The sequence below is a fragment of the Alloiococcus otitis ATCC 51267 genome (assembly GCF_000315445.1).
Taxonomy (GTDB): Bacteria; Bacillota; Bacilli; order Lactobacillales; family Carnobacteriaceae_A; genus Alloiococcus; species Alloiococcus otitis.
The window spans coordinates 242,103-263,551 of the sequence record NZ_JH992957.1; the positions used below are offsets into that span (position 1 = coordinate 242,103).

The window sequence follows — 21,449 nt, forward strand, 5'->3', positions numbered from 1 at the left end:
TATTTTACTAGACTTTAATGGAGGAGTGGCAAAATGATCGAGTTCAAAAATATCAGTAAAGTCTACGGCGATGGGACCCGGGCTGTTGATAATTTGAATCTTACCATTGAATCGGGTGAACTAGTTGTCTTTATTGGTACATCCGGTAGTGGGAAAACGACTAGCATGCGGATGGTCAACCGGATGATCGACCCAACTGAAGGCGATGTCTTGATTGATGGTGAAAACATCAAAGACAAAGATCCAGTTGACCTTAGAAGAGGAATTGGTTATGTGATTCAACAAACCGGTTTAATGCCCCACATGACCGTCTATGAAAATATTGTCTTAGTTCCTAAGCTTTTAAAATGGGACGAGAAAGACATGCAAGACAAGGCAAGAGAGCTACTAGAAGCTGTCGATATGAACCCAGACGACTACTTAGACCGCTATCCTTCTGAATTATCTGGTGGACAGCAGCAGCGGGTTGGAGTCATCCGGGCCTTAGCAGCTGACCAAGAAATCATCTTAATGGACGAGCCTTTCGGAGCCTTGGACCCGATCACGAGGGAGGCTTTGCAAGACTTAGTCATTCAACTGCAAAAGGATTATGACCGAACTGTTATCTTTGTCACCCACGATATGGACGAAGCCTTGGACTTAGCAGACAAGGTGGCAATTATGTCAGAAGGGAAGTTAATCCAATATGATACCCCCCACAATATTGTGGCCAACCCTGCCAATGACTTTGTCAAAGAATTGATTGGGGAAGACCGGCTCAGCAAGGCTGGAAATGACCAACTGGTAGCTGATGTCATGTCGACAGACCCAGTGACTGTTCAATTGGGGACTTCCATCTCAGATGCTGTCGCTGTGATGCGGGATAAACGATTAACCAACTTGATTGTAACCGACGACAACAATATTGTTTACGGTGTCTTGTACTTAGAGAAAATCAACCAAGCTAATAAAGACAAGTTGGTTGATGACGTTATGGAACTGCCTAAAACCTATATCAAGCCTAACTCTTATATTAGAGAAATTGCAGAAAAAATGCTCAAACGTGGTGGCAAGTTCGAACTTGTCTTAGAAGATGATTACTCTCTGCAAGGCTACTTAACCCACACTGACCTGGTTGAAGTCGTCTACCATTCTATTTGGGGCGGAGAGAGTCCGAAAGACCAAGGCAAGGACGGACTTCAAGACTACAATGCAGCCAAACTAGAACAAGCATAGGAGAGGGGATACGATGCTTTCAGCTATACAAGAGTTTTTCGCCCAAAATGGGCCGACCATGCTTCGCTTAATTTGGGAGCACATTTATTTATCATTCATTTCTATCCTTTTGGGGATTATCGTTGCTGTCCCGCTTGGCATTTTCCTAACCAGGGTGAATGACCGGGCAGCTAATGTGGTGATTACCATAGCCTCAATCTTACAATCCCTACCTTCCTTGGCCTTGCTTGCCTTGATGATCGTTTTTGTAGGGGTTGGTCAAGTACCAGCTATTTTAGCCCTCTTCATCTACTCCCTATTGCCAATTCTCCGCAATACCTATACCGGGATTAAGTCAGTCGATGACAACTTAGTGGATGCAGCCCGGGGAATGGGGATGAAAAATGGCCAAATTTTGACCAAGGTCCAACTTCCTCAAGCGGCCCCCGTTATTATGGCTAGTATCCGCTTGTCCACTACTTACGTCATTGCTTGGACCACTTTGGCATCCTATATTGGGGCAGGTGGCCTTGGTGACTATATTTTCGGTGGACTCAGTCTATACGTACCTGAATTAATTATTGCGGGTATTGTGCCAGTTACCATCTTGGCCTTACTCGTTGATTTTCTCCTAAGCTTATTGGAAAAACGCGTTACACCGGTGAACTTAAGATAGGAAGGATGTCAGGATGAATTTTAAAAAGATGATCAAAACAGCTAGTTTAGGTCTATCAGCCCTGGTACTTTCAGCTTGCACTTTTCCCGGCCTGGGTAATGTTGAAGCAGAAGATGAAAATACCATCCGGGTTGCTGGCCAGGCTTCAACTGAAGCAACGATCCTAACTTATTTACTGGAAGACATGATTGAACACTATATTGACACCGACGTTGAAACCATCATCAACCTAGGCTCATCAACCATGGTCCACCAAGCTATGTTGTTAGGGGATGCTAATGTAGGGGCTGCAAAATATACCGGGACCTCCTTAACCGGGGAAATGAACCAAGACCCCATTACCGAACCGGACAAGGCCCTTGAAGTTGTGGTGGAAGGCTTTGACCAAGAATTTGATATGGAATGGTATCCAACTTATGGTTTTGCTAACACCTATGCCTTCATGGTGACCCAGGATGTTGCGGATGAATACGGTTTTGAAAAAATTTCTGATGTCGGTCCTTATGCTGACGAATTAACAGCAGGTGTTGACTCTTCTTGGCTAGCCCGGGAAGGGGACGGCTATGATGACTTTGTTGAAGAATACGGCTTTGACTTCGGGACTGTTTACCTCATGCAGATTGGTTTGGTCTATGACGCCGTTGAAACCGGAGAGATGGATATTGTCCTCGGTTATTCTACAGACGGCCGGATTGCCAGCTATGACTTGGTGGTTTTAGAAGATGACTTGAACTTCTTCCCACCTTATGATGCCAGTCCAGCTGTCAACCAAGACCTCTTGGAAGACTATCCTGAGCTCAATGAAATCATGCTCAAGTTGGAAGAAAAAATCTCACCCGAGCAGATGCAGGAGATGAACTATATTGCTGACGACATGTTGATTGAGCCTGCTATTGTAGCCCAAACCTTCTTACAAGAGCACAATTATTTTGAAGATGCTGAACCTTACCTAGAACCCCAAGGAGGCGAGTAAGATGGACACAATCATTCAAAACTTTGAAGGTTTGGAAGATGTTGCCAACATGTCGGTCTTCCAACAGTTCTTCTACTATTTTCAGCAAAATGGAGCCTATGTTTGGGACCAATTTGCTAGACACTTTTTAATCTCTATTTATGGTGTCTTACTGGCAGCTGTTATTGCCATTCCCTTAGGCTTTTACATTGCCAGAAAGTCCAAGTTGGCTGATTGGGTGATTACTATTGCCAACTTGATCCAAACCATTCCTTCTATTGCTATATTGTCCCTCTTTATGCTGGCAATGGGTTTGGGACCCAACACTGTTATTGCAACAGTTTTTGTCTACTCTCTCCTTCCCATTTTGAAAAACACTTATGCCGGGGTTAGAAATGTAGACCGGGCCGTGATGGACTCAGCGAAAGGAATGGGGATGACCCGTTGGCAACAAACCTACAAGGTTGAACTTCCCTTGGCACTTTCCGTTATTATGGCAGGCGTCCGTAATGCCCTCGTTGTTGGGATTGGGATTGCTGCCATTGGGACCTTTATCGGTGCTGGTGGTTTAGGCGACATTATCCAGCGAGGTGTCAATGCAACTGATGGGGCAGCCATCATTCTAGCAGGAGCTATTCCTATTGCCTTAATGGCCGTTATCATGGACGTTGTCTTTGGCTTGATTGAACGTTACCTTGACCCAGTTAAAGGGAAGACCAATTAACTAAAAGTAGGGCTAGGAAAAAGTCCAATTCCACAATCAAAAACCGGCGATTTCATGGAAAATCGCCGGTTTTTTCCTAGGGGCTAGTTTTTCTAGCCTCTTTTTTATAGCAAAACATGTCTTGTAGCTTGCCTTATAGGTAGCGGATATGGCGGATTTGACTGCCTGAGATTAGGTAGAGGGTCTTATGTTTTCGTCCCTTTATGACCAGGTGGTGGGACTGTTTAGACCTGCTAGGAGTGCCGACAAGTTCACTGATAATGCCGTCTCCTTGGTTGATTTGGATAGCAACCAAACGACCCTGGCGGACAGCTTGCTTGACAAAGTGGGAAACTTGCTTCTTAGGCATTTGCGGTTTAATATCAAAGGACATAAATTCTGACTGGTTCATGAGACGATCTTTTAGCTTAGATAAGTTACTTGGTCCGTAACTTCTATCGATTGGCTTTTCCATATTTCTTCCTCCCCGAACAAATGTTTGCAAAGATAGTTTACCGAACTTTCGTTCCCGTGTCAATAAAAAATATCTTGTTAAAAATTGAACTAGTAAACCTGATTCGGTCTTGGTCGTCACAATATAATTGACAAATACTGTCAGATTGATAAAATTAACTTATAAGTGAAGACTATATCTGATGGATATTTTAGCTTCTAAATGTCGATTTGATAAAGTAGTCATAATCGAAAGGGGGGGCTAGTAGTGAACCAAGATGCAATTGATCAGGTTAAGGATGTTGAAAAACGTGCCAAAGACCTGCGTCAGGAAAGTGACCAGTCTATTAAAGAAATAAATCAAGAAAAGGACAAGGAACTTGACCGTATTCAAAAAGATTTGGATCAAGAATTGGAGGATTATCGGTCAGAACGTAAAGACCAGGATAGCAAGCGTTTGGATGACAAGCGCGACCAATCCCAAAAAAATATAGACCAGGCGAAAGAAAGCTTTCGGTCTAGTTATGAAGACAAGGTCGACCAATTGTCACAAGAATTAACAGAGGAGGTGCTCAAAGCATATGGCAATTTCTAAAATGAAAAAATTGACCCTTCTTGCGGAACAAGAAAACAAAGACCAGCTTTTGCAATCCATTCAACAGTTGCAAAGTGTTGAAGTGATTCCTTTGCCTAAGGTGGTTGAAGAATCCATTGTCGATGATTTTGAAGTCACTAGCTCTAGGGACGAACAATCGGACAATGACCAATTTTTTCAAGATGCAGAATATGCTTTAGACTACCTCAGTCAATTTGTTCCCAAACCGGGTTTAATTGCCAGTCTGAAAGCTAAAAGGGAAGTCTTGACCTTGAAGGACTTGCAAGATCAAGTTGACTTGGATGAGATCCAAGCCATCATAGACCGGGTATCTGAAAAAGAAGATCAATTAAATAAAGTGGAAGAAGACCTCAAAGCCTTGCGAGAGGAAGAAGCCTTCTTTAGAAGATGGAAGAAACTCAGCCACCACCCCAAGGAATTGAAGGAATTTGACCTCCTAGAAGTGATCTTAGGTTCGGTGGATGAGGACTATATTAAGCCCTTTAAAGAAGCTGTTGAAGACCTAGATGATACCACTTGGCAGGAAGTATACTCTAGCAAGGAAAGTCTTGGCTTGTATGTAATTACACCCAAAGACCAGGCCAAGTCAGTCCGGAGTGAACTAGCCCAATCTGGTTTCAGAGAATTAAATTATAAATACGACAAGTTACCCGAGGAAGAACTGAAGGACAACCAAGACAAGCGGGTTCAACTTGTTGAGGAACGTAAGGCCATTAAAAAAGACTTGAGAACTTGGAAGGACGAAAAACGGTCTTTAGAATTAGCTATTGAATTCCTTTATAATAAGGGACAACGGATTAAGGCCAAAGACCTGGTCTTAAATAGCCAGCACCTCTTTTTGGCAAGCGGTTGGATTGAAGCTGACCAGGTTGATCTCGTAACCGACCAACTCAACCAGGACTTAGAGGATAATGTGGCTGTGATACCCGAGGATGTCATGGAAGAAGAATACGATGATGTCCCTGTTGTTCTGAAAAATAATGGCCTAGTCAAGCCATTTGAAATGCTGATTGAGATGTTTAGCTACCCCAAATACGGGGGTCTTGACCCAACGCCTTGGATTGCACCATTTTACTTCATCTTCTTTGGCATGATGTCAGCTGATGCGGGTTATGGTTTGCTCTTATTCTTGGTGACATTTGCAGGCTTGAAGATTATGGATTTAGGCCCTGACCAAGAACAAAATATTCGGTTCTTTATGTATAACACAGTGGCCACCATTATTTTAGGTTTAATATTTGGATCCTTCTTCGGATTTGAATTGCCTTTCCAAGTCTTAAACCTTCAAGATGATGTTATCACTGTCTTAATTATTTCGATTATCCTGGGTGTCATCCATATTATCCTTGGTTTCCAGTTGGATGCCTACTTTAAACACAAGGATGGCGACCACCTCCAAGCTTATATCGATGACCACTCCTGGTCCATGATCATAATTGGAGCTGTCGTCTTTGCAGCAGGTTTAATGTTAGGCTTGCCTTCTATCGTGGAAAACATCGGCATTGCCCTCATTGTCATCAACGCAATCGGCATTGTTATAGCCTCTATGATAACCGGTAGCAATATCTTCGTTGGCTTCGGCCAAGGCTTGCTCGGTTTAACCGATGTAGCAGGGATTACAGGGGACATAGTCAGTTATTCCCGTATCATGGCCTTGGGTGTGGCATCGGCTAACATTGGGATGGCCTTTAACTTACTGGTTAGTGTCTTCCCACCAGTCGTCCGGTTCACACTCGGTATCATCGTCTTTATTGCCCTACACTTCTTAAACATCTTTATTGCCTTCCTTGGGGCATACGTCCACTCCCTCAGACTCCACTTCGTTGAAATGTTTGGCAAGTTCTATACTGGCGGGGGACGTAAGTTAGAGCCTCTAGGAACCTTACAAAAATATATTTGGATTAAAAAATAACCATAAAAAATAGGAGGAAAAATAATGGATATTAGTATTTTAGAGCTATTTGGTGAAAACACAGGTATGGTCATGGCAGGTTTGGGTATTGCCCTAGCTGTTGTCCTCTCAGGTACCGGGTCTGCTAGAGGGGTTGGTGTTGCAGGTGAAGCGGCTTCCGCCCTCTTGAAAGATAACCCAGAACTTTTCGCAAAAGCCTTGATCTTACAAGCTCTCCCTTCCACCCAAGGGATTTATGGATTCGTTGTTGGTTTCTTTATCTTGTTAAACATTGAAGCAGGTATGGACCCATCAATGGGTTGGTACTACCTTATGTCTGGTTTAACCGTTGGGATTGCTGGTATTACATCTGGTCCAGCCCAAGGTAGAGTTTCCGTTTCTGGTATCCAAACCATTGCCCAAAGAGAAGAAGTCAACATCCAAACTGCTATCTACTCTGCTATGGTTGAAACCTACGCTATTTTAGGCTTCCTTATCGCATTATTCATGATTCTATTTGCTTAAAAGCCTGATTGATAGTCATGATAAAGGAGGATGACAATGGCTGACTTAAAGCAGATTACCCAGCAGGTTATCGACAAAGAAAAAAAATCTTTAGATAGCAAGGTTGAAGAAGCGAAGCAAGCTGCAGATGAAGAAATTCAAGCTGCCAAGGAAAAAGCGGCTCAAGACAAGGAAAGACAATTGGAACGCCTTGACCAAGAAGCCTCCAACCAATATGACATTGAGGTCAATTCCATTGCGATCAAGGAACGAAACGAGAAGTTAAAAATCAAGCAAGACTATATCAAACAAGTCTTAGCTAGCGTTCAAGATAAGTTGGACGACTTGAGTTCAGAAGATTTCCAAAAGTTTGCCCAAGGGGTTTTGAGTAACTTTAGTCAAGAAGGGGATGTGAAGCTCTACCTAGGCGACAAGTCTCAAGGCTTAGTGGACCAAGCATGGCTTTCAAACTTGGACATTCAAGGACTAAATGTGACCTTGGCTGAGACCACCATCAAGGGTGAGTCTGGTTTTACCCTTTCTAAAAAGGGGATTGAATTCAACTACTTGTTTAGCGAATTGATTGCTAACCGAAGAGATGACTTTGTCAGACAAATTAACCAAGAACTATTTTCTTAAGGAGGAGAGGACATGAAAGACAATGATTATGGATCATTGAACGTCACCATACGTGCTCAAGAAAACAAACTCCTTAAGCAAGGCCATTTTGACCGGATGATTGCGGCAGAATCTTATGATGATGCGGTGAATATCTTGCGTGAGACGGTTTACCGGAATGACGTGGACGATATAAAAGAAAGTCGGGACTACGACTTGATGCTGACCCATGAATTAGAGCGGGTCTACCAAGAGATGTTCACTTCAACCCCCAATCCAGAATTGGTTGAATATGCAGCTTTAAGATACACCTATCATAATTTAAAAGTATTATTTAAAGAAGAATTTGCTGATCAAGACTTTTCAGACCTCTATATCAATATTGGTCGCTTTAGTATCCAAAGCTTGCGACGGGCCATCAAGGAAGGGCAATCAGATCTCCTACCTGAAGAATACTTGCAGAGTATTTCAGAGGTCAAAGCCCAACTTGAGGAAAGCAAGCAAGCTTATGCTATTGATGTAATTTTAGACCGCCATTACTTTGACCACTTGAAAAGCTTGGCTGACCGCCTGGGAATTGAAGATATCATAAATTTGGTTAAGCAAGAAGCTGATTATTTCAATATTTCAACAGCCATCCGTGCCAGCAAACAAGGCCACAACCGTAATTTTATAGATGGTATTTTAACGGAAGTTGGCTACTTGGATAAGGAAAAATTAGTATCCAGTGCTGGTTTAGGCCTGTCAGAGCTAGAACGCTACTTGCGGACCAGTTCTTACCGGTCCCTGATTGAATCAGCTACTGACTCAGATAACAATGAAGTATCTGCTATCAAGGTAGATCAGTTGACAGACGATGCTTATATGAAGAAAATGAGAGAGGCTAAGTTACAAGCCTTTGGTCCCTTACCAACTATTGCTTATATCCATGCTAAAGAGGTAGAGGTTACTAACTTGCGGCTTGTCTTAGCTGGTAAAGAAAACGGTATTGATGCCGATACAATTAGAGAAAGGATGAGACTGAATTATGGCCAGTAAAATTGGAGTAGTTGGCGATAAAGACTCAATCCTTGGCTTTAAGATGTTAGGCTTTGATGTCAGATTCGTTAATGATGGTCAAACAGCCAAAAAAACAATTGATGAAATGGCTAAAGAAGATTTCGGTGTGATTTTTTTAACCGAAGAATTGGCCCAAGAAATCCCTGAAGCGATCGATCGTTATGACACAATGATGACACCGGCTGTTATTTTAATCCCGAACCACAATGGCTCACAGGGTATAGGGAGATCACGGATCGAGAAGAACGTCGAAAAAGCTGTGGGTCAAAACATACTTTAGGAGGGTGATGGATTTGAGTAAAGGTACGATTGTTAGTGTCTCAGGTCCTTTAGTAACAGCTAAAGGAATGGAAGAAGCAGATATTCAAGATATTTGCCGTGTCGGTGAATTCGGCCTGATCGGCGAGGTAATTGACATGAGAGGCGACGTCGCTTCCATCCAGGTATATGAAGAAACTTCCATGGTTGGACCTGGAGAAGATGTTGTCATCACTGGTGAACCCTTGTCAGTTGAATTAGCACCGGGCATGATTTCGCAAATGTTTGATGGGATTCAACGTCCCTTAAAATCATTCGTTGAAAAAACAGAAAGTAGTTTCCTACAACGCGGGGTAGAGGTGCAAGCCTTAGACCGCGATAAAAAATGGGAATTTGAAGCCAAGGTCCAGCCAGGTGACCAAGTCGAAACTGGCGACATTATTGGGGTTGTCCAAGAATCTGCTGTTATTGAACACCGGATTTTGGTTCCACATGGCATCAGTGGCAAAGTGAGCTCGGTCGAGTCTGGTGAATATACAATTGAAGATGACTTGTACACCATTGAAACAGAGGATGGCGAAAAAACCTTCAATATGATTCAAAAATGGCCTGTTCGTCAAGGCCGTCCAGTGGCTCAGAAATTAAACCCGATTCAACCTTTAATTACTGGCCAAAGAGTTATTGACACCTTGTTCCCAGTAGCAAAAGGTGGGGCGGCAACCGTTCCAGGTCCTTTCGGTGCTGGCAAAACGGTTGTCCAACACCAAATTGCTAAATTCGCCGACGTCGACTTAGTTGTCTACATTGGTTGTGGTGAACGAGGTAACGAGATGACCGAGGTTATTAACGAGTTCCCTGAATTGACTGACCCAGAAACTGGTAAGTCTATTATGGAGCGAACCATCTTGATCGCCAACACCTCTAACATGCCAGTGGCAGCCCGTGAAGCTTCTATTTACACCGGTATTACCATTGCTGAATATTACCGGGACATGGGCTACTCTGTGGCTGTCATGGCGGACTCCACCTCTCGTTGGGCCGAAGCCTTGCGTGAGATGTCCGGTCGTTTGGAAGAGATGCCTGGGGATGAAGGGTACCCTGCCTACCTTGGATCTCGAATTGCTGAGTACTATGAACGGGCGGGTATGGTCCAACCTCTTGGCAGTGATGAAGAACGTCGCGGTAGCATTACAGCCATTGGAGCCGTTTCGCCTCCAGGTGGGGATACTTCTGAACCGGTTACCCAAAACACTCTTCGTGTGGCGAAGGTCTATTGGGCGCTTGACTCTTCCCTATCTCAAAGACGGCACTTCCCTGCCATCAACTGGCTAGATTCCTACTCCTTGTATTCTGACCGCTTGAACAAATATATCGGGGAAGACAATGACTTAGACTGGAATGACATTGTCAAACGTGCCCGGGTCATTTTACAAGAAGAGTCTGAATTAGAAGAAATTGTCCGTTTGGTTGGGGTGGATTCCCTATCCGAATCTGACCGAATCACCATGCTTGTAGCTTCCATGATTCGTGAAGACTACCTCCAACAGAACGCTTATGATGATGTGGATGCTTACACTCCGCTATCCAAGCAATTAAAAATGATGCAGATTATCATGGACTTCGAAAGCCAGGCAAGAGAAGCGCTTGACGTAGGTTCTTACTATGATGAAATAGCCAAGGGGACTGGTGAAGTCAGAGAAAAAATTGGTCGGATGAAATATATTGAAGCTGACGATATGGACAGCTTTGACGAAATCCACAATTCTTTGGAAGATGTTATGAAATCACTTGTTGAAAAAGGTGGTGTTGACTCCAATGCTTAAAGAGTATAAAACAGTCTCAGATGTTGTTGGTCCCTTGATGACCGTTGAAGGCGTTGAGGGAGTTAAATTTGATGAGCTGGTAGATATCGAGCTCCAAGATGGGTCCAGACGACGGGGCCAAGTCCTGGAGATAGATGGTGACCGGGCAGTCGTTCAAATTTTTGAGGGGTCTTCAGGGATTAACCTACCAGAAACCAAGGTCCGCTTTTTAGGCAAGCCCTTGTCCCTGGATGTTTCCGAAGATATGATTGGCCGGATTTTTGATGGCATGGGCCAAATCAATGATGGGGGACCAGAGTTAATCCCAGAAAAATCCATGGATATCAATGGCCAGGCCATCAACCCAGTAGCCCGTAACTATCCTGATGAATTTATCCAAACAGGTATCTCAACCATCGACCACCTAAACACCCTGGTTCGAGGCCAAAAATTACCGGTTTTCTCTGCATCCGGACTCCCTCACGAGGAGTTAGCGGCCCAAATTGCCCGCCAAGCTCAGGTTGTGGGAACGGATGAAGAGTTCGCGGTTGTCTTTGCGGCCGTTGGGATCACTTATGAAGAAGCTGAATTCTTTATGAATGACTTCAGAGAAACAGGGGCGATCGACCGGTCTGTTGTTTTCATTAACCTAGCCGATGACCCGGCAATTGAACGGATTGCGACCCCTCGGATGGCCTTAACTGCAGCGGAATACTTGGCCTTTGAAAAGGACATGCACGTTTTAATCATTACAACAGACATGACCAACTATGCCAACGCCTTGCGTGAGGTTTCAGCCGCTAGACGTGAGGTCCCTGGCCGTCGTGGTTACCCAGGCTACCTCTACACCAACTTGGCTTCCCTATATGAACGGGCAGGTCGTTTGGAAGGAGCTAAGGGGTCTGTCACTCAAATCCCTGTCTTGACCATGCCTGAAGAGGATATTACCCACCCTATCCCTGACTTGACCGGTTATATTACCGAGGGGCAAATTATCCTCTCTCGTGAGCTAGAGAACCAAGGAATTGAGCCTCCGATTGACGTCCTCCCTTCCTTGTCTCGGTTGAAAGATGAGGGGATTGGTGAAGGCAAGACAAGAGAAGACCATGCCCCAACCATGAACCAAATCTTCTCTGCCTACGCACAAGGGAAAGATGCTAAGGAGTTGGCCAATGTCTTGGGTGACTCAGCCTTGTCAGAATCAGACAAGAAATATGTTGAATTTACCGACCGCTTTGAACAAGAGTATGTCAACCAAGGGAACTATACTGACCGGGCCATCGAAGAATCCTTAGACTTAGGCTGGGACTTGCTCAAAATCTTGCCTCGTGAAGAATTGAAACGGATTAAAGATGACTTACTAGACAAGTACTTGCCTAAGGAAGAAGGGTGAGACTAGATGGCTGATTTACTGAATGTCAACCCCACCCGGATGGAATTGTCCAACTTGAAAGACCGGCTTGAGCTAGCTAGTCGGGGTTATAAACTCCTCAAAGACAAGCAAGATGAACTCATGCGGCAATTCATTGAACTTGTCCGAAAAAACGACCAATTGCGCAAGGAAGTAGAAGACGATCTGGAAGAAGGGATGAAATCCTTCTCTGTCGCTAAGTCACTCTTGCATGAAAATTACCTGGAAGAGATTATGGCCATTCCTTCACGGTCGGTGGAGATGAACATTAACCGAAAAAATATTATGTCAGTTCAAGTTCCGCAAATGAACTTTGACTATCATAATAAGTCTCAAGAAGATGAACCACTCAAGTATGGTTATCTCAACTCCAACAGTGAATTGGATGCTACCTTTGAACAGTTCAATAACGTCATGTCCAAGATGCTGGACCTAGCTGAAATCGAAAAAACTTGCCAACTGATGGCAAGTGAAATCGAAAAAACGCGACGTCGGGTTAATGCCTTGGAACACTTGACCATCCCTCAGTTAGAAAATACTATTTACTTTATTCAGATGAAGCTGGATGAAAGTGAACGGGCTGAAATTACCCGCTTAATGAAAATTAAGGATATGGGCCAAGCGGAAGACCAAGAAGCTGAGGAAAAAGAATAATGATTTCCATTATAAAAGACCTTGTCAAACAAGGTCTTTTTTTAATATTCAGGTCAGTTAGATAGTCGTAAGATTGCAAAGGCTAAAAATAAGTGAGTCAGATTATCTTACCAGAGAAGTAGATAAAGCACTTAGCCTTCCAACGGTAGACCTTATTTGACCATCCATATAAGTCCGGTCTAAAGTTTAAAGGTGTTATAATAAGGGTAACCAAGCTGATAGAGAGTGGAGGAGGCTAGGTTATGGATAAAAAGAAGGAAGAAGGCAAAAAACTAGCCTTAGTTTTAGCAGGTGGCGGAAGTCGGGGAGCCTACCAAATAGGCGTTTGGAAGGCCATGCGCAAGCTTGGCTTATCAATTGACTTGGTGACTGGAATATCAGTTGGGGCTTTAAACGGGGCCTTTGTCATGCAAGATTATTTCGACCAAGCGGAGAAGATGTGGTCGACCATTTCCACACCAGACGTTATTGACTATGACCCTAAAAGTTCAGAGGACTTTACAGATTATACCAGGAACTTAATTTCCCTAGCGGTCAAGGCCTTCAGCCAAGGAGGAATCAAGACCGGTCCTTTGCGTCGCTTGATTGACAATTACCTGATGGACCAAGACCAACTGGACCAATTGCCGGTTCAATTTGGTTTGGTGGTGACCAATGATGAGACAAAAGAAAGAGAAGAATACTTTGTGAATAACCGACCGCGCCAGGAAATTTGCGACCTCCTGATGGCTTCGGCCTCCCTCTTTCCCCTCCTGAAAAAAACTAGAATTGGACAGGAAGACTATATTGACGGGGGGTACCGCAACCATATTCCCCTTTCCCTAGCCCAGAGTCAAGACCCTGACATTATTGTCGTTGTCGACATCTTTCCAGAAAAGAAAGCGGAATTAGAGGGTAGGCTAGACAATGTCCTCCTTGTCAGACCGACCTGGCCATTAGGAGATATGTTGATTTTTGACTGGAGGCGGAGCCAACGCAATATTAGACTAGGCTATAATGATTTTATGAAGGCTTGTGGTCATTACTACGGCTATTATTACAGTTTTTACGACCAGGGGATCTTCCTCAAGCAAAACTTGGTTAATATACTAGTCGCTGCCAGAAAGCAGGAGGGAAGCCGGGCCCAACTCCTCCTAGCTATCCTAAAAAATGCTCGAAAAATCCAAAAACAAGTTGAGTCCAAGTGGGATTGGAAGATAGGAAGGAACAATTACCACCTAGCCCTACTAGAAGTTTGCGGTAAACTATTCTCTCTACCTCCAGAGCCGGTTTATACAGTCAAAGGCTTTATCCAAGTATTGGTCAGCCGAATTAAGCAAGTCCAACAAATGGACAAGGATAATATAAGCCAAATCTACATGCCAAACTATCAATTGAGCTACCAAGAGTGGCTGACTTATTTTTACCAACGCCTGGCTCCCTTGCCAGACCAAGACCGGATTTTGACCTTGGTTGAGCAATTTAAGCAAGGGGATTGGGCCTTAGACAGCCTGGCCAACCGCCTGTTTTTCCAAGTAGACCCGACTAGTTTTGCCTTTGCTGTCTTTATTTATGAACTAATGGAAAATGAAAGAAATCTAATACAAGAATCCTAAATTTATGTTACACTTGTCAATAAGTAGTTTGTATTGTGAAAGGAAATGTACTGTGGAAAGAGGTTTACTCATTGTCCTATCCGGTCCCTCAGGCGTTGGCAAGGGTACGGTAAGGAAGCACTTATTCGAGCATTACAATAATGATTTTGATTACTCCATTTCGATGACCACCCGGAAACAGAGGGCTGGGGAAAAAGAAGGAGTGGACTATTATTTTCGGACTCGGGAAGAATTTGAAGACCTGATTGAAAATAATGGTCTCCTAGAGTATGCTGAATACGTTGGCAATTATTACGGTACACCTTTACAATACGTCCAAGAAACTCTTGATTCCGGCCGGGATGTTTTTTTGGAGATTGAGGTCCAGGGTGCCTTAAAGGTTAGGAAGCAGATGAAAGAGGATGGTATCTTTATCTTTCTTTCACCGCCGGACCTTGGAGAACTGGAAAGCCGGCTAATCGGTCGAGGAACCGATAGCGTTGAAATGATCCAAAAAAGAATTCAAAAGGCTGTTCAGGAACTTAAGTTAATCCAATATTATGATTATGTTGTCGAAAACAACAGTGTGGACCAGGCAGCCCAAAAAGTCCGTCACATCATTGAAAGTGAGCACTTGAAAGTCCACCGCAATCTTAGACACTTTACAGAAATTATTGAGGAGATGGAATAATGTTATTAGAACCTTCATTAGACCGCTTGATGGACCGGATTGATTCTCAGTATTCTCTGGTCATGCTAGCAGCCAAACGGGCCCACCAGTTAGATGAAGCGGAAGACTTGGCTGATGAGCGCTTACTTGACCACTACAAGTCTGAACGGAATATCGGCAAGGCCCTGGAAGAAATAGAGTCAGGTGATCTTGTGATTGACTCAAGCAAGTTAAAAGGCGAATAAGATAAAGGCCCTTTACCAACCAGTTGCCTGCCTTGGTAAAGGGTCCTTTCTTTTTAATTTAGCCAATCACAGGATAGAAGATGGGTCTGGCCACTTTTCTAACTGAGCAAGATAAGGTAAATTTTTCTTATTTTTGTTAAAATAAGCAGTGACTATCATATAAAGGGGTAGACTAAGATGCTGAAAAATAAAAAGATAGCCTTATATGTTACTGGTGGTATAGCAGTATACAAATCACTTTATTTACTTAGGGAAATCATCAAACAAGGCGGGGAGGTCCGGGTTGCCATGACTCAAGCAGCCTGTCAATTTGTTAACCCCTTATCTTTTCAGGTTTTAAGCCAAAAAAAGGTTCAGATTGACACTTTTGAAGAAGGTCAGCCCGAATCGGTCAGTCACATTGATTTGACGGACTGGGCCGACTACTCCATCGTGGCTCCGGCAACTGCCAATATCATCGGCAAGCTGGCCAATGGGATTGGGGACGATTTTGTTTCAACAGCCTTGTTGGCAACGGACCACCCCATTTTTTTAGTCCCAGCCATGAACACCAAGATGTATGAAAATCCCGCTCTTAAGCACAACAAGGCCTTCCTTATTGAACAGGGTCATTACTGGATGGAGCCGGATATTGGATTTTTAGCAGAGGGCTACGAAGGCTTGGGTCGTTTTCCAGACCTAGACCGGATTATGGCGGAATTTAACCATTTCATTATTGCAAGGAATCCAGGTATCCTATCAGGTAAAAAAGTCCTCGTCACAGCAGGTGGGACGGTGGAGCGGATTGATCCAGTCCGGTATATTTCCAATGATTCTTCTGGTAAGATGGGCCATCAACTTGCTCAAGCGGCCTATGAAGCTGGGGCCCAGGTTAGCTTGGTAACAGCCAGTGACTTGCCGACCAGTCCCTTTATTGACCGCTTTCAGGTGGAGTCCACCTTAGACCTGTACCAAACAGTTAGTGACCTTTATGACCACCATGACATTCTCATGATGGCCGCAGCGGTGTCTGACTACCGGCCAGTCAACCGGTCAGATAAAAAGATGAAAAAGCAAGATGATTTAACCATTGAACTGGAAAAAAATCCTGATATTTTGGCCGAAATGGGCCGGCGGAAAGACCAACAAATCAATGTCGGCTTTGCAGCAGAAACCCATAACCTTGAAGAATATGCCAAAAAAAAATTAGCCTCCAAACAAGCTGACTTGATCGTAGCCAATGAAGTGGGCCGGGGAGACCGGGGCTTTAATGCGGATGAAAATGCGGCCCTTGTTTTTTCTAGGGGCCAAGATCCGCTTGAGCTTCCCCTCCAGTCTAAAAAAGAAATGGCACAAAAGATTATTGAAGTGGTGGCCAGTAAATTGCCTGCTTCTCCCAAATAATCAACTTGGAAAGGAAAGTTTGAATGACCGACCTAGCAGAAGTAATTGTGGACGTTCCGGTGATGCAGACCAACCATCCTTATACCTACCGGGTTCCCCAAGACCTTGAAGCCAATATTGAGCCGGGCATGCGGGTGGTGGTCCCTTTTGGGAAGGGGAACCGACTAGTCCAAGCTTTTGTCGTCTCCTTGCTAAGTGATCAGGCCGACTTGGACCTAGACCCGGGCCAAGACCTTAAAGACATTGCTTCCGTAATGGATTTTAAGCCCCTTTTAAATGAAGAACTCTTGCAATTGGGCCAATATATGAGTCAAACTACCTATAGCTTCCAGATTAACTGCTACCAAACTATGCTGCCTGCTGTTTACCGAGCCCGGTATAATAAACGGATCCAGCTCCTAGACACTGAAGATGACAACTTGCTTTACGACCTTTTCCAAGGCAAGGAAAGCATAGACTGGCAGGAAGCTGAAGACCGGGGGATCCTATCCCACTTAATGAAACTAGAAAAAGAAGGACAAGTGGCAGTCCACTACCTAGTGACGGATAAGCAAAACAAGAAAAAGGAAAAGTATATCAAGGCATGCTTGTCTCCGGATGCCTATCAGAACATTCTAGCAGACTTGCCAAGCAATGCTTACCGCCAAGCAGAGCTCTTAAAGCTTTTGGCTGACCACCCTGACCCCCTCAACTGGCAGGAAGTGCGGAAAAAACACAAATTAACCAATGCCCAGGTCAAGACAGGCCAAGACCGGGGCTGGCTGGAAGTGACCTATAAAGAAGTCTTCCGCGACCCTCTCAAAGGTAGGGAAATAAAAGAGTCCAAGCCCTTGCCCTTAACTGAAGAACAAGCGACTGCCTTTGAAGCCATTAACCAAAGCATTCAAGACCACTCCCATGAAGTTTTCTTACTGGAAGGGGTGACTGGGTCCGGTAAGACCGAGATTTACTTGCAAACCATTCATGAAGTTGTTCAAAAAGGCAGGGAAGCCATCGTTTTAGTGCCTGAAATTTCCCTTACCCCCCAGATGGTAGAACGATTTAAAAGTCGCTTTGGGGACCAGGTCGCCATCCTCCACTCTGGCTTGTCAGACAATGAAAAATATGACGAATGGCGCCGGATTGAACAAGGGTCAGCCAAGATTGTGGTCGGGGCTCGGTCCAGTATTTTTGCCCCCATCAAGGACTTGGGAATTATTATCATAGATGAAGAACACGAATCTACCTATAAGCAGGAAGAGACTCCCCGCTACCATGCCCGAGACATTGCCATTTGGCGCGGGGAATACCATCAAGCCCCGGTTGTCTTAGGCAGTGCTACACCGAGCTTGGAATCCCGGGCCCGGACTTTAAAGAATGTTTACACCCTATTAAGCCTAACCAAGCGGGCCAATGCCCAGCCTTTGCCTGACATTGATATTGTAGACATGAGACAAGAAGTCAGCCAGGGCAACCGGTCTTCTTTTTCCTTGAACTTACAGGAGAAAATCAAAGACCGGTTAGCCAAAAAGCAACAAGTGGTCCTCTTGCTCAACCGGCGGGGCTTTTCATCCTTTGTCATGTGCCGGGACTGTGGCTTTGTCTTAGAGTGCCCTAATTGCGACATTTCTCAAACCCTCCACATGGATACCAAAACCATGAAGTGTCACTATTGCGGTCATGAAGAAGCCATTCCCCAACAGTGCCCTGAATGTGGCAGCCGGTCCATCCGCTATTACGGAACTGGAACGCAAAAAATAGAAGAAGAATTAGGCCAAGTCTTCCCTGAAGCCCGGATTATTCGGATGGATGTGGACACCACTCGGAAAAAAGGGGCCCATGAAAAACTCTTGGCCAAGTTTAGAAATCAAGAAGCAGATATTTTGCTTGGAACCCAGATGATTGCCAAGGGCTTGGACTTTCCCAATGTCAGCCTGGTTGGGGTGATTAATGCCGACACTGCCTTGTCCCTACCAGACTTTCGGGCTCCAGAGTCTACTTTTGACCTCTTAACCCAGGTCTCAGGCCGGGCAGGGCGAGGTCAGGTGACTGGCCAGGTGGTTATCCAGTCTTACAACCCGGACCACTATGCCATCCAGTTAGCCAAGCACCATGATTATGAAAGTTTCTTCAAAAAAGAGATGGTCTTGCGCAAGGCCAGCCAGTACCCGCCTTTCTACTTCCTGGTCCGGATTACGGTTAGCCATGAAAATGAGGCCAAGGCTAGCAAGACCATGGGCCAAATTGTTCATTTTATCAAACCTGCCTTAAGCGACCAGGCTATTGTCCTAGGCCCTACACCAAGATCGATTGCCCGGACCCATAACCGCTACCACTTCCAGACTATCATTAAATACAAGCACGAAGACCGGATGCAAAACCGCTTGCACCAGCTTTTGAAAGCTAGCCAAAAGCAAGTGGCTCAGGGCTTGTTTATTTCGATCGACCCCAAACCCATGAACTTTATTTAAGGATGTGACTAACTTGTACCGAGTTGTTTTTATGGGGACACCCCAATTTGCAGTTCCGATTTTGGAGGGTCTCCTAGCTAATGAATCCCTAGAAGTAGTTGCTGTCGTGACCCAACCCGACCGGAAAGTTGGTCGCAAGGGAAAAATAACCCCGCCACCGGTCAAAAGACTAGCTCAAGACCAGGCTATCCCAGTCCTTCAGCCTGAGCGACTAAAAGGATCAGACCAGGAAAAAGACTTACTAAAACTTGCACCAGACTTGATTGTGACAGCTGCTTTTGGCCAGTACCTACCGCAAGAGATCTTGGACTTGCCAAAGTTTGCCAGTATCAATGTCCACGCCTCCCTCCTGCCTCGCTACAGGGGGGCTGCCCCCATCCATTATGCCCTATGGAATGGGGATCAGGAGACTGGGGTGACCATTATGCATATGACCCAAGAAATCGATGCTGGCAATATCATTAGCCAGGCTAAATTAAAGATTGGACCAGAGGATGATACCGGGATCTTGTTTGAAAAATTAAGCTATCTCGGCCGGGACTTGTTAGAAGACACATTGGTCAAGATTTTTAAAGGGGAAGGACAGGGGGTCAAACAAGACCCCAGCCAAGTCACTTATGCCCCTATGATTAGCCGGAACCAAGAAGAGATCTCCTGGCAAGAACCAGCTCAAGACCTCTACAATAAGATCCGGGCCTTTAGACCTTTTCCTGGAACTTACACCTGGTTTGAGGGCGACCGGTTCAAAATTTGGGATTCTCATCTGGTTGACCAGAAAACGGACAAAAAGCCTGGCCAAATCGTGGAAGCTAGTAAAAAACAACTCCTGGTTGCTTGCGGGGACCAGACAATTTTAGCCTTAGACCAGGTCCAACCTGCTGGCAAGAGTCAGATGCCCGTTAAGAGCTACTTGGCTGGAGCAAAATTAGAAGAAGGGATGGAATTTGGCCAAATCAATGAAAGAAGATGACCCAAGACAAGTGGCCTGCCAGGTTTTAGAGAAAGTCGACCAAGAAGCAGGTTACGCCAATCTGGAAGTAAATGCGAGACTGGACAAGATGAATGCCAGCCAGGAAGATAAGAACTTAATGACTGCCTTAGTTTACGGAGTCCTCCAACACCAATACCTCTTGGATTTTTATTTAGAACCCTATATTAAAAAGCCTAAAAAGCTCCAGGCTTGGGTCCGGCAAGTCCTCCGCCTAGCCGTTTACCAGCTGGTATTTTTAGACCATATTCCTGACTATGCAGCTATCAACGAAGCAGTTCAGTATGCCAAAAAAAGAGGCCACAAGGGGGTGTCTGGCCTGGTCAATGGAGTTTTACGGAACTTCCTCCGCCACGACTTGAGGAACCCAAAAGACCTAGCAGACCCAGTAGACCGAATAAGGGTCAGTTATAGCCTGCCCAAGTGGTTGGTTGACAAATTGATTACCCAATACGGTCAAAAGACCGCTATAGACATGGCAGCCTCTTATAATAAGCCGGCCAAGTTAAGCCTGCGGGTTAACTTGGACAAGGTCAGCCGGGAAGAGGCCTGTACCCAACTTGAAGCGAGTGGTTACCAGGTTCAAAAGAGTGACCTGGCTCCTTGTGGCCTTATTGTGGCAGGAGGATTGCCTACCAGCCACCCGCTCTACCAGGCAGGAGCTATCCGAATTCAAGATGAGTCGGCAATGCTGGTGGGCCTAGCCTTGGATTTAAAGAGCCATTATAAGGTGGCTGATTTGTGTGCTGGACCCGGAGGCAAATCAGGCCACATTGCTTCTTATCTTAAAGCTGAAGCGGGTGGTCAACTCTATGCCTCAGATATTTATGACCACAAGCTGGACTTAATTGAAGACAGCCTAGAAAGTCAAGGCTATGCTAGCTTGGCCCAAGTCAAAAAGCTGGATGGGCGTATAGCTGGTCAGGTATATCCAGACAACTACTTTGACCGGATCCTAATTGATGCCCCTTGCTCCGGAATGGGCCTGTTGCGTAGGAAACCGGACATGCGCTACAGCAAGGATGTAGCCAGCCTGACTGCCTTGCCTGAGCTTCAATTGGCTATTTTAAATGCAGCCGGTCCCTTGTTGAAAGAAGGAGGCAAGCTGGTTTATGCCACTTGTACCATTTTGCAAGAGGAAAACCAGGCAGTCACTCAAGCTTTTTTAAAGGAAAATCCTGAATTTTTCTTGGAAAAAATTCCTTTTGACCAAAGCCAGTACCTAGATAATGAAGGCCAGGTGACTATTTTGCCTAGTGACTTTGATTCAGACGGCTTTTACCTGGCTCGTTTGGTAAAAAGAAAAGAGGCAAGTGGGAGTAGGCAGAGAGAAGATGAAAAGAGGTGA

General features: G+C 44.8%; 21 protein-coding genes. 20 read left to right on the forward strand and 1 reads right to left on the reverse strand.

The window, feature by feature from the left end; all coding sequences use genetic code 11:
- Positions 1–33: 33 nt before the first annotated feature.
- The 4 genes from HMPREF9698_RS01175 to HMPREF9698_RS01190 are packed head-to-tail and all read left to right on the forward strand — an operon-like array spanning position 34 to position 3,546.
- Positions 34–1,215, forward strand: a complete 1,182-nt coding sequence (locus HMPREF9698_RS01175) for an ABC transporter ATP-binding protein (RefSeq protein ID WP_003776471.1) — start codon at positions 34–36, stop codon at positions 1,213–1,215.
- Between the two features lie 13 nt (positions 1,216–1,228).
- Positions 1,229–1,870, forward strand: coding sequence for an ABC transporter permease (locus HMPREF9698_RS01180; RefSeq protein ID WP_003776472.1), 642 nt, complete (start codon positions 1,229–1,231; stop codon positions 1,868–1,870).
- A gap of 13 nt (positions 1,871–1,883) precedes the next feature.
- The gene (locus HMPREF9698_RS01185; protein WP_003776475.1) at positions 1,884–2,843 is read left to right on the forward strand and encodes an osmoprotectant ABC transporter substrate-binding protein; all 960 of its coding nucleotides are present in this window, start codon (positions 1,884–1,886) and stop codon (positions 2,841–2,843) included.
- A 1-nt stretch (position 2,844) separates the two neighbouring features.
- Positions 2,845–3,546: an ABC transporter permease gene (locus tag HMPREF9698_RS01190; RefSeq protein WP_003776477.1), complete on the forward strand. Its 702-nt coding sequence runs from the start codon at positions 2,845–2,847 to the stop codon at positions 3,544–3,546.
- Positions 3,547–3,679: 133 nt separating this feature from the next.
- On the opposite strand, the gene HMPREF9698_RS01195 is transcribed toward HMPREF9698_RS01190, so the two are convergent.
- A complete protein-coding gene (locus HMPREF9698_RS01195; protein WP_003776479.1) occupies positions 3,680–4,000 on the reverse strand; it encodes a hypothetical protein in 321 nt (106 codons plus the stop codon).
- Positions 4,001–4,246: 246 nt separating this feature from the next.
- Here HMPREF9698_RS01195 and HMPREF9698_RS01200 point away from each other — a divergent pair, with 246 nt between their 5' ends.
- From HMPREF9698_RS01200 to rsmB, 16 genes are all read left to right on the forward strand, one after another.
- Complete coding sequence (locus tag HMPREF9698_RS01200; protein ID WP_003776481.1) at positions 4,247–4,573, forward strand: hypothetical protein; 327 nt, start codon at positions 4,247–4,249, stop codon at positions 4,571–4,573.
- Complete coding sequence (locus HMPREF9698_RS01205; protein ID WP_003776482.1) at positions 4,560–6,506, forward strand: V-type ATP synthase subunit I; 1,947 nt, start codon at positions 4,560–4,562, stop codon at positions 6,504–6,506. Before HMPREF9698_RS01200 ends, HMPREF9698_RS01205 begins: the two co-directional genes overlap by 14 nt.
- 24 nt (positions 6,507–6,530) lie before the next feature.
- Positions 6,531–7,010, forward strand: a complete 480-nt coding sequence (locus tag HMPREF9698_RS01210) for a V-type ATP synthase subunit K (protein ID WP_003776483.1) — start codon at positions 6,531–6,533, stop codon at positions 7,008–7,010.
- Positions 7,011–7,046: 36 nt separating this feature from the next.
- A complete protein-coding gene (locus HMPREF9698_RS01215) occupies positions 7,047–7,628 on the forward strand; it encodes a V-type ATP synthase subunit E (protein WP_003776485.1) in 582 nt (193 codons plus the stop codon).
- Positions 7,629–7,640: 12 nt separating this feature from the next.
- Positions 7,641–8,645 (forward strand): V-type ATPase subunit, encoded by a 1,005-nt coding sequence (locus tag HMPREF9698_RS01220; RefSeq protein WP_003776487.1) that lies wholly within the window; start codon positions 7,641–7,643, stop codon positions 8,643–8,645.
- A complete protein-coding gene (locus tag HMPREF9698_RS01225) occupies positions 8,635–8,946 on the forward strand; it encodes a V-type ATP synthase subunit F (protein ID WP_003776488.1) in 312 nt (103 codons plus the stop codon). The genes HMPREF9698_RS01220 and HMPREF9698_RS01225 overlap by 11 nt, the downstream gene beginning before the upstream one ends.
- Before the next feature lie 13 nt (positions 8,947–8,959).
- Complete coding sequence (locus HMPREF9698_RS01230; RefSeq protein ID WP_040292373.1) at positions 8,960–10,747, forward strand: V-type ATP synthase subunit A; 1,788 nt, start codon at positions 8,960–8,962, stop codon at positions 10,745–10,747.
- Positions 10,740–12,119: a V-type ATP synthase subunit B gene (locus HMPREF9698_RS01235; RefSeq protein WP_003776492.1), complete on the forward strand. Its 1,380-nt coding sequence runs from the start codon at positions 10,740–10,742 to the stop codon at positions 12,117–12,119. The genes HMPREF9698_RS01230 and HMPREF9698_RS01235 overlap by 8 nt, the downstream gene beginning before the upstream one ends.
- A gap of 6 nt (positions 12,120–12,125) precedes the next feature.
- Positions 12,126–12,791, forward strand: coding sequence for a V-type ATP synthase subunit D (locus tag HMPREF9698_RS01240; RefSeq protein ID WP_003776495.1), 666 nt, complete (start codon positions 12,126–12,128; stop codon positions 12,789–12,791).
- 242 nt (positions 12,792–13,033) lie between these two features.
- On the forward strand, positions 13,034–14,386 hold the full coding sequence (locus tag HMPREF9698_RS01245) for a patatin-like phospholipase family protein (RefSeq protein ID WP_003776499.1): 1,353 nt from the start codon (positions 13,034–13,036) through the stop codon (positions 14,384–14,386).
- Between the two features lie 4 nt (positions 14,387–14,390).
- A complete protein-coding gene (gene gmk / locus HMPREF9698_RS01250) occupies positions 14,391–15,056 on the forward strand; it encodes a guanylate kinase (protein ID WP_051011767.1) in 666 nt (221 codons plus the stop codon).
- A complete protein-coding gene (gene rpoZ, locus HMPREF9698_RS01255) occupies positions 15,056–15,280 on the forward strand; it encodes a DNA-directed RNA polymerase subunit omega (RefSeq protein WP_003776502.1) in 225 nt (74 codons plus the stop codon). The genes gmk and rpoZ overlap by 1 nt, the downstream gene beginning before the upstream one ends.
- A gap of 177 nt (positions 15,281–15,457) precedes the next feature.
- Entirely contained in the window at positions 15,458–16,663 is a 1,206-nt protein-coding gene (coaBC, locus tag HMPREF9698_RS01260; protein ID WP_003776504.1) for a bifunctional phosphopantothenoylcysteine decarboxylase/phosphopantothenate--cysteine ligase CoaBC, read from the forward strand.
- Between the two features lie 23 nt (positions 16,664–16,686).
- Positions 16,687–19,113: a primosomal protein N' gene (gene priA / locus HMPREF9698_RS01265; protein ID WP_003776505.1), complete on the forward strand. Its 2,427-nt coding sequence runs from the start codon at positions 16,687–16,689 to the stop codon at positions 19,111–19,113.
- Between the two features lie 13 nt (positions 19,114–19,126).
- Positions 19,127–20,083, forward strand: coding sequence for a methionyl-tRNA formyltransferase (gene fmt, locus HMPREF9698_RS01270; RefSeq protein ID WP_003776507.1), 957 nt, complete (start codon positions 19,127–19,129; stop codon positions 20,081–20,083).
- Entirely contained in the window at positions 20,058–21,449 is a 1,392-nt protein-coding gene (gene rsmB / locus HMPREF9698_RS01275) for a 16S rRNA (cytosine(967)-C(5))-methyltransferase RsmB (protein ID WP_003776509.1), read from the forward strand. Before fmt ends, rsmB begins: the two co-directional genes overlap by 26 nt.

Excerpts from the sequence above, each read along its gene's own strand:
- HMPREF9698_RS01175 (WP_003776471.1), top strand. The coding sequence starts at position 34 with ATGATCGAGTTCAAAAATATCAGTAAAGTCTACGGCGATGGGACCCGG.
- HMPREF9698_RS01180 (WP_003776472.1), top strand. The coding sequence starts at position 1,229 with ATGCTTTCAGCTATACAAGAGTTTTTCGCCCAAAATGGGCCGACCATG.
- HMPREF9698_RS01185 (WP_003776475.1), top strand. The coding sequence starts at position 1,884 with ATGAATTTTAAAAAGATGATCAAAACAGCTAGTTTAGGTCTATCAGCC.
- HMPREF9698_RS01190 (WP_003776477.1), top strand. The coding sequence starts at position 2,845 with ATGGACACAATCATTCAAAACTTTGAAGGTTTGGAAGATGTTGCCAAC.
- HMPREF9698_RS01195 (WP_003776479.1), bottom strand. The coding sequence starts at position 4,000 with ATGGAAAAGCCAATCGATAGAAGTTACGGACCAAGTAACTTATCTAAG.
- HMPREF9698_RS01205 (WP_003776482.1), top strand. The coding sequence starts at position 4,560 with ATGGCAATTTCTAAAATGAAAAAATTGACCCTTCTTGCGGAACAAGAA.
- HMPREF9698_RS01210 (WP_003776483.1), top strand. The coding sequence starts at position 6,531 with ATGGATATTAGTATTTTAGAGCTATTTGGTGAAAACACAGGTATGGTC.
- HMPREF9698_RS01215 (WP_003776485.1), top strand. The coding sequence starts at position 7,047 with ATGGCTGACTTAAAGCAGATTACCCAGCAGGTTATCGACAAAGAAAAA.
- HMPREF9698_RS01220 (WP_003776487.1), top strand. The coding sequence starts at position 7,641 with ATGAAAGACAATGATTATGGATCATTGAACGTCACCATACGTGCTCAA.
- HMPREF9698_RS01225 (WP_003776488.1), top strand. The coding sequence starts at position 8,635 with ATGGCCAGTAAAATTGGAGTAGTTGGCGATAAAGACTCAATCCTTGGC.
- HMPREF9698_RS01235 (WP_003776492.1), top strand. The coding sequence starts at position 10,740 with ATGCTTAAAGAGTATAAAACAGTCTCAGATGTTGTTGGTCCCTTGATG.
- HMPREF9698_RS01240 (WP_003776495.1), top strand. The coding sequence starts at position 12,126 with ATGGCTGATTTACTGAATGTCAACCCCACCCGGATGGAATTGTCCAAC.
- HMPREF9698_RS01245 (WP_003776499.1), top strand. The coding sequence starts at position 13,034 with ATGGATAAAAAGAAGGAAGAAGGCAAAAAACTAGCCTTAGTTTTAGCA.
- gmk (WP_051011767.1), top strand. The coding sequence starts at position 14,391 with ATGTTACACTTGTCAATAAGTAGTTTGTATTGTGAAAGGAAATGTACT.
- rpoZ (WP_003776502.1), top strand. The coding sequence starts at position 15,056 with ATGTTATTAGAACCTTCATTAGACCGCTTGATGGACCGGATTGATTCT.
- coaBC (WP_003776504.1), top strand. The coding sequence starts at position 15,458 with ATGCTGAAAAATAAAAAGATAGCCTTATATGTTACTGGTGGTATAGCA.
- priA (WP_003776505.1), top strand. The coding sequence starts at position 16,687 with ATGACCGACCTAGCAGAAGTAATTGTGGACGTTCCGGTGATGCAGACC.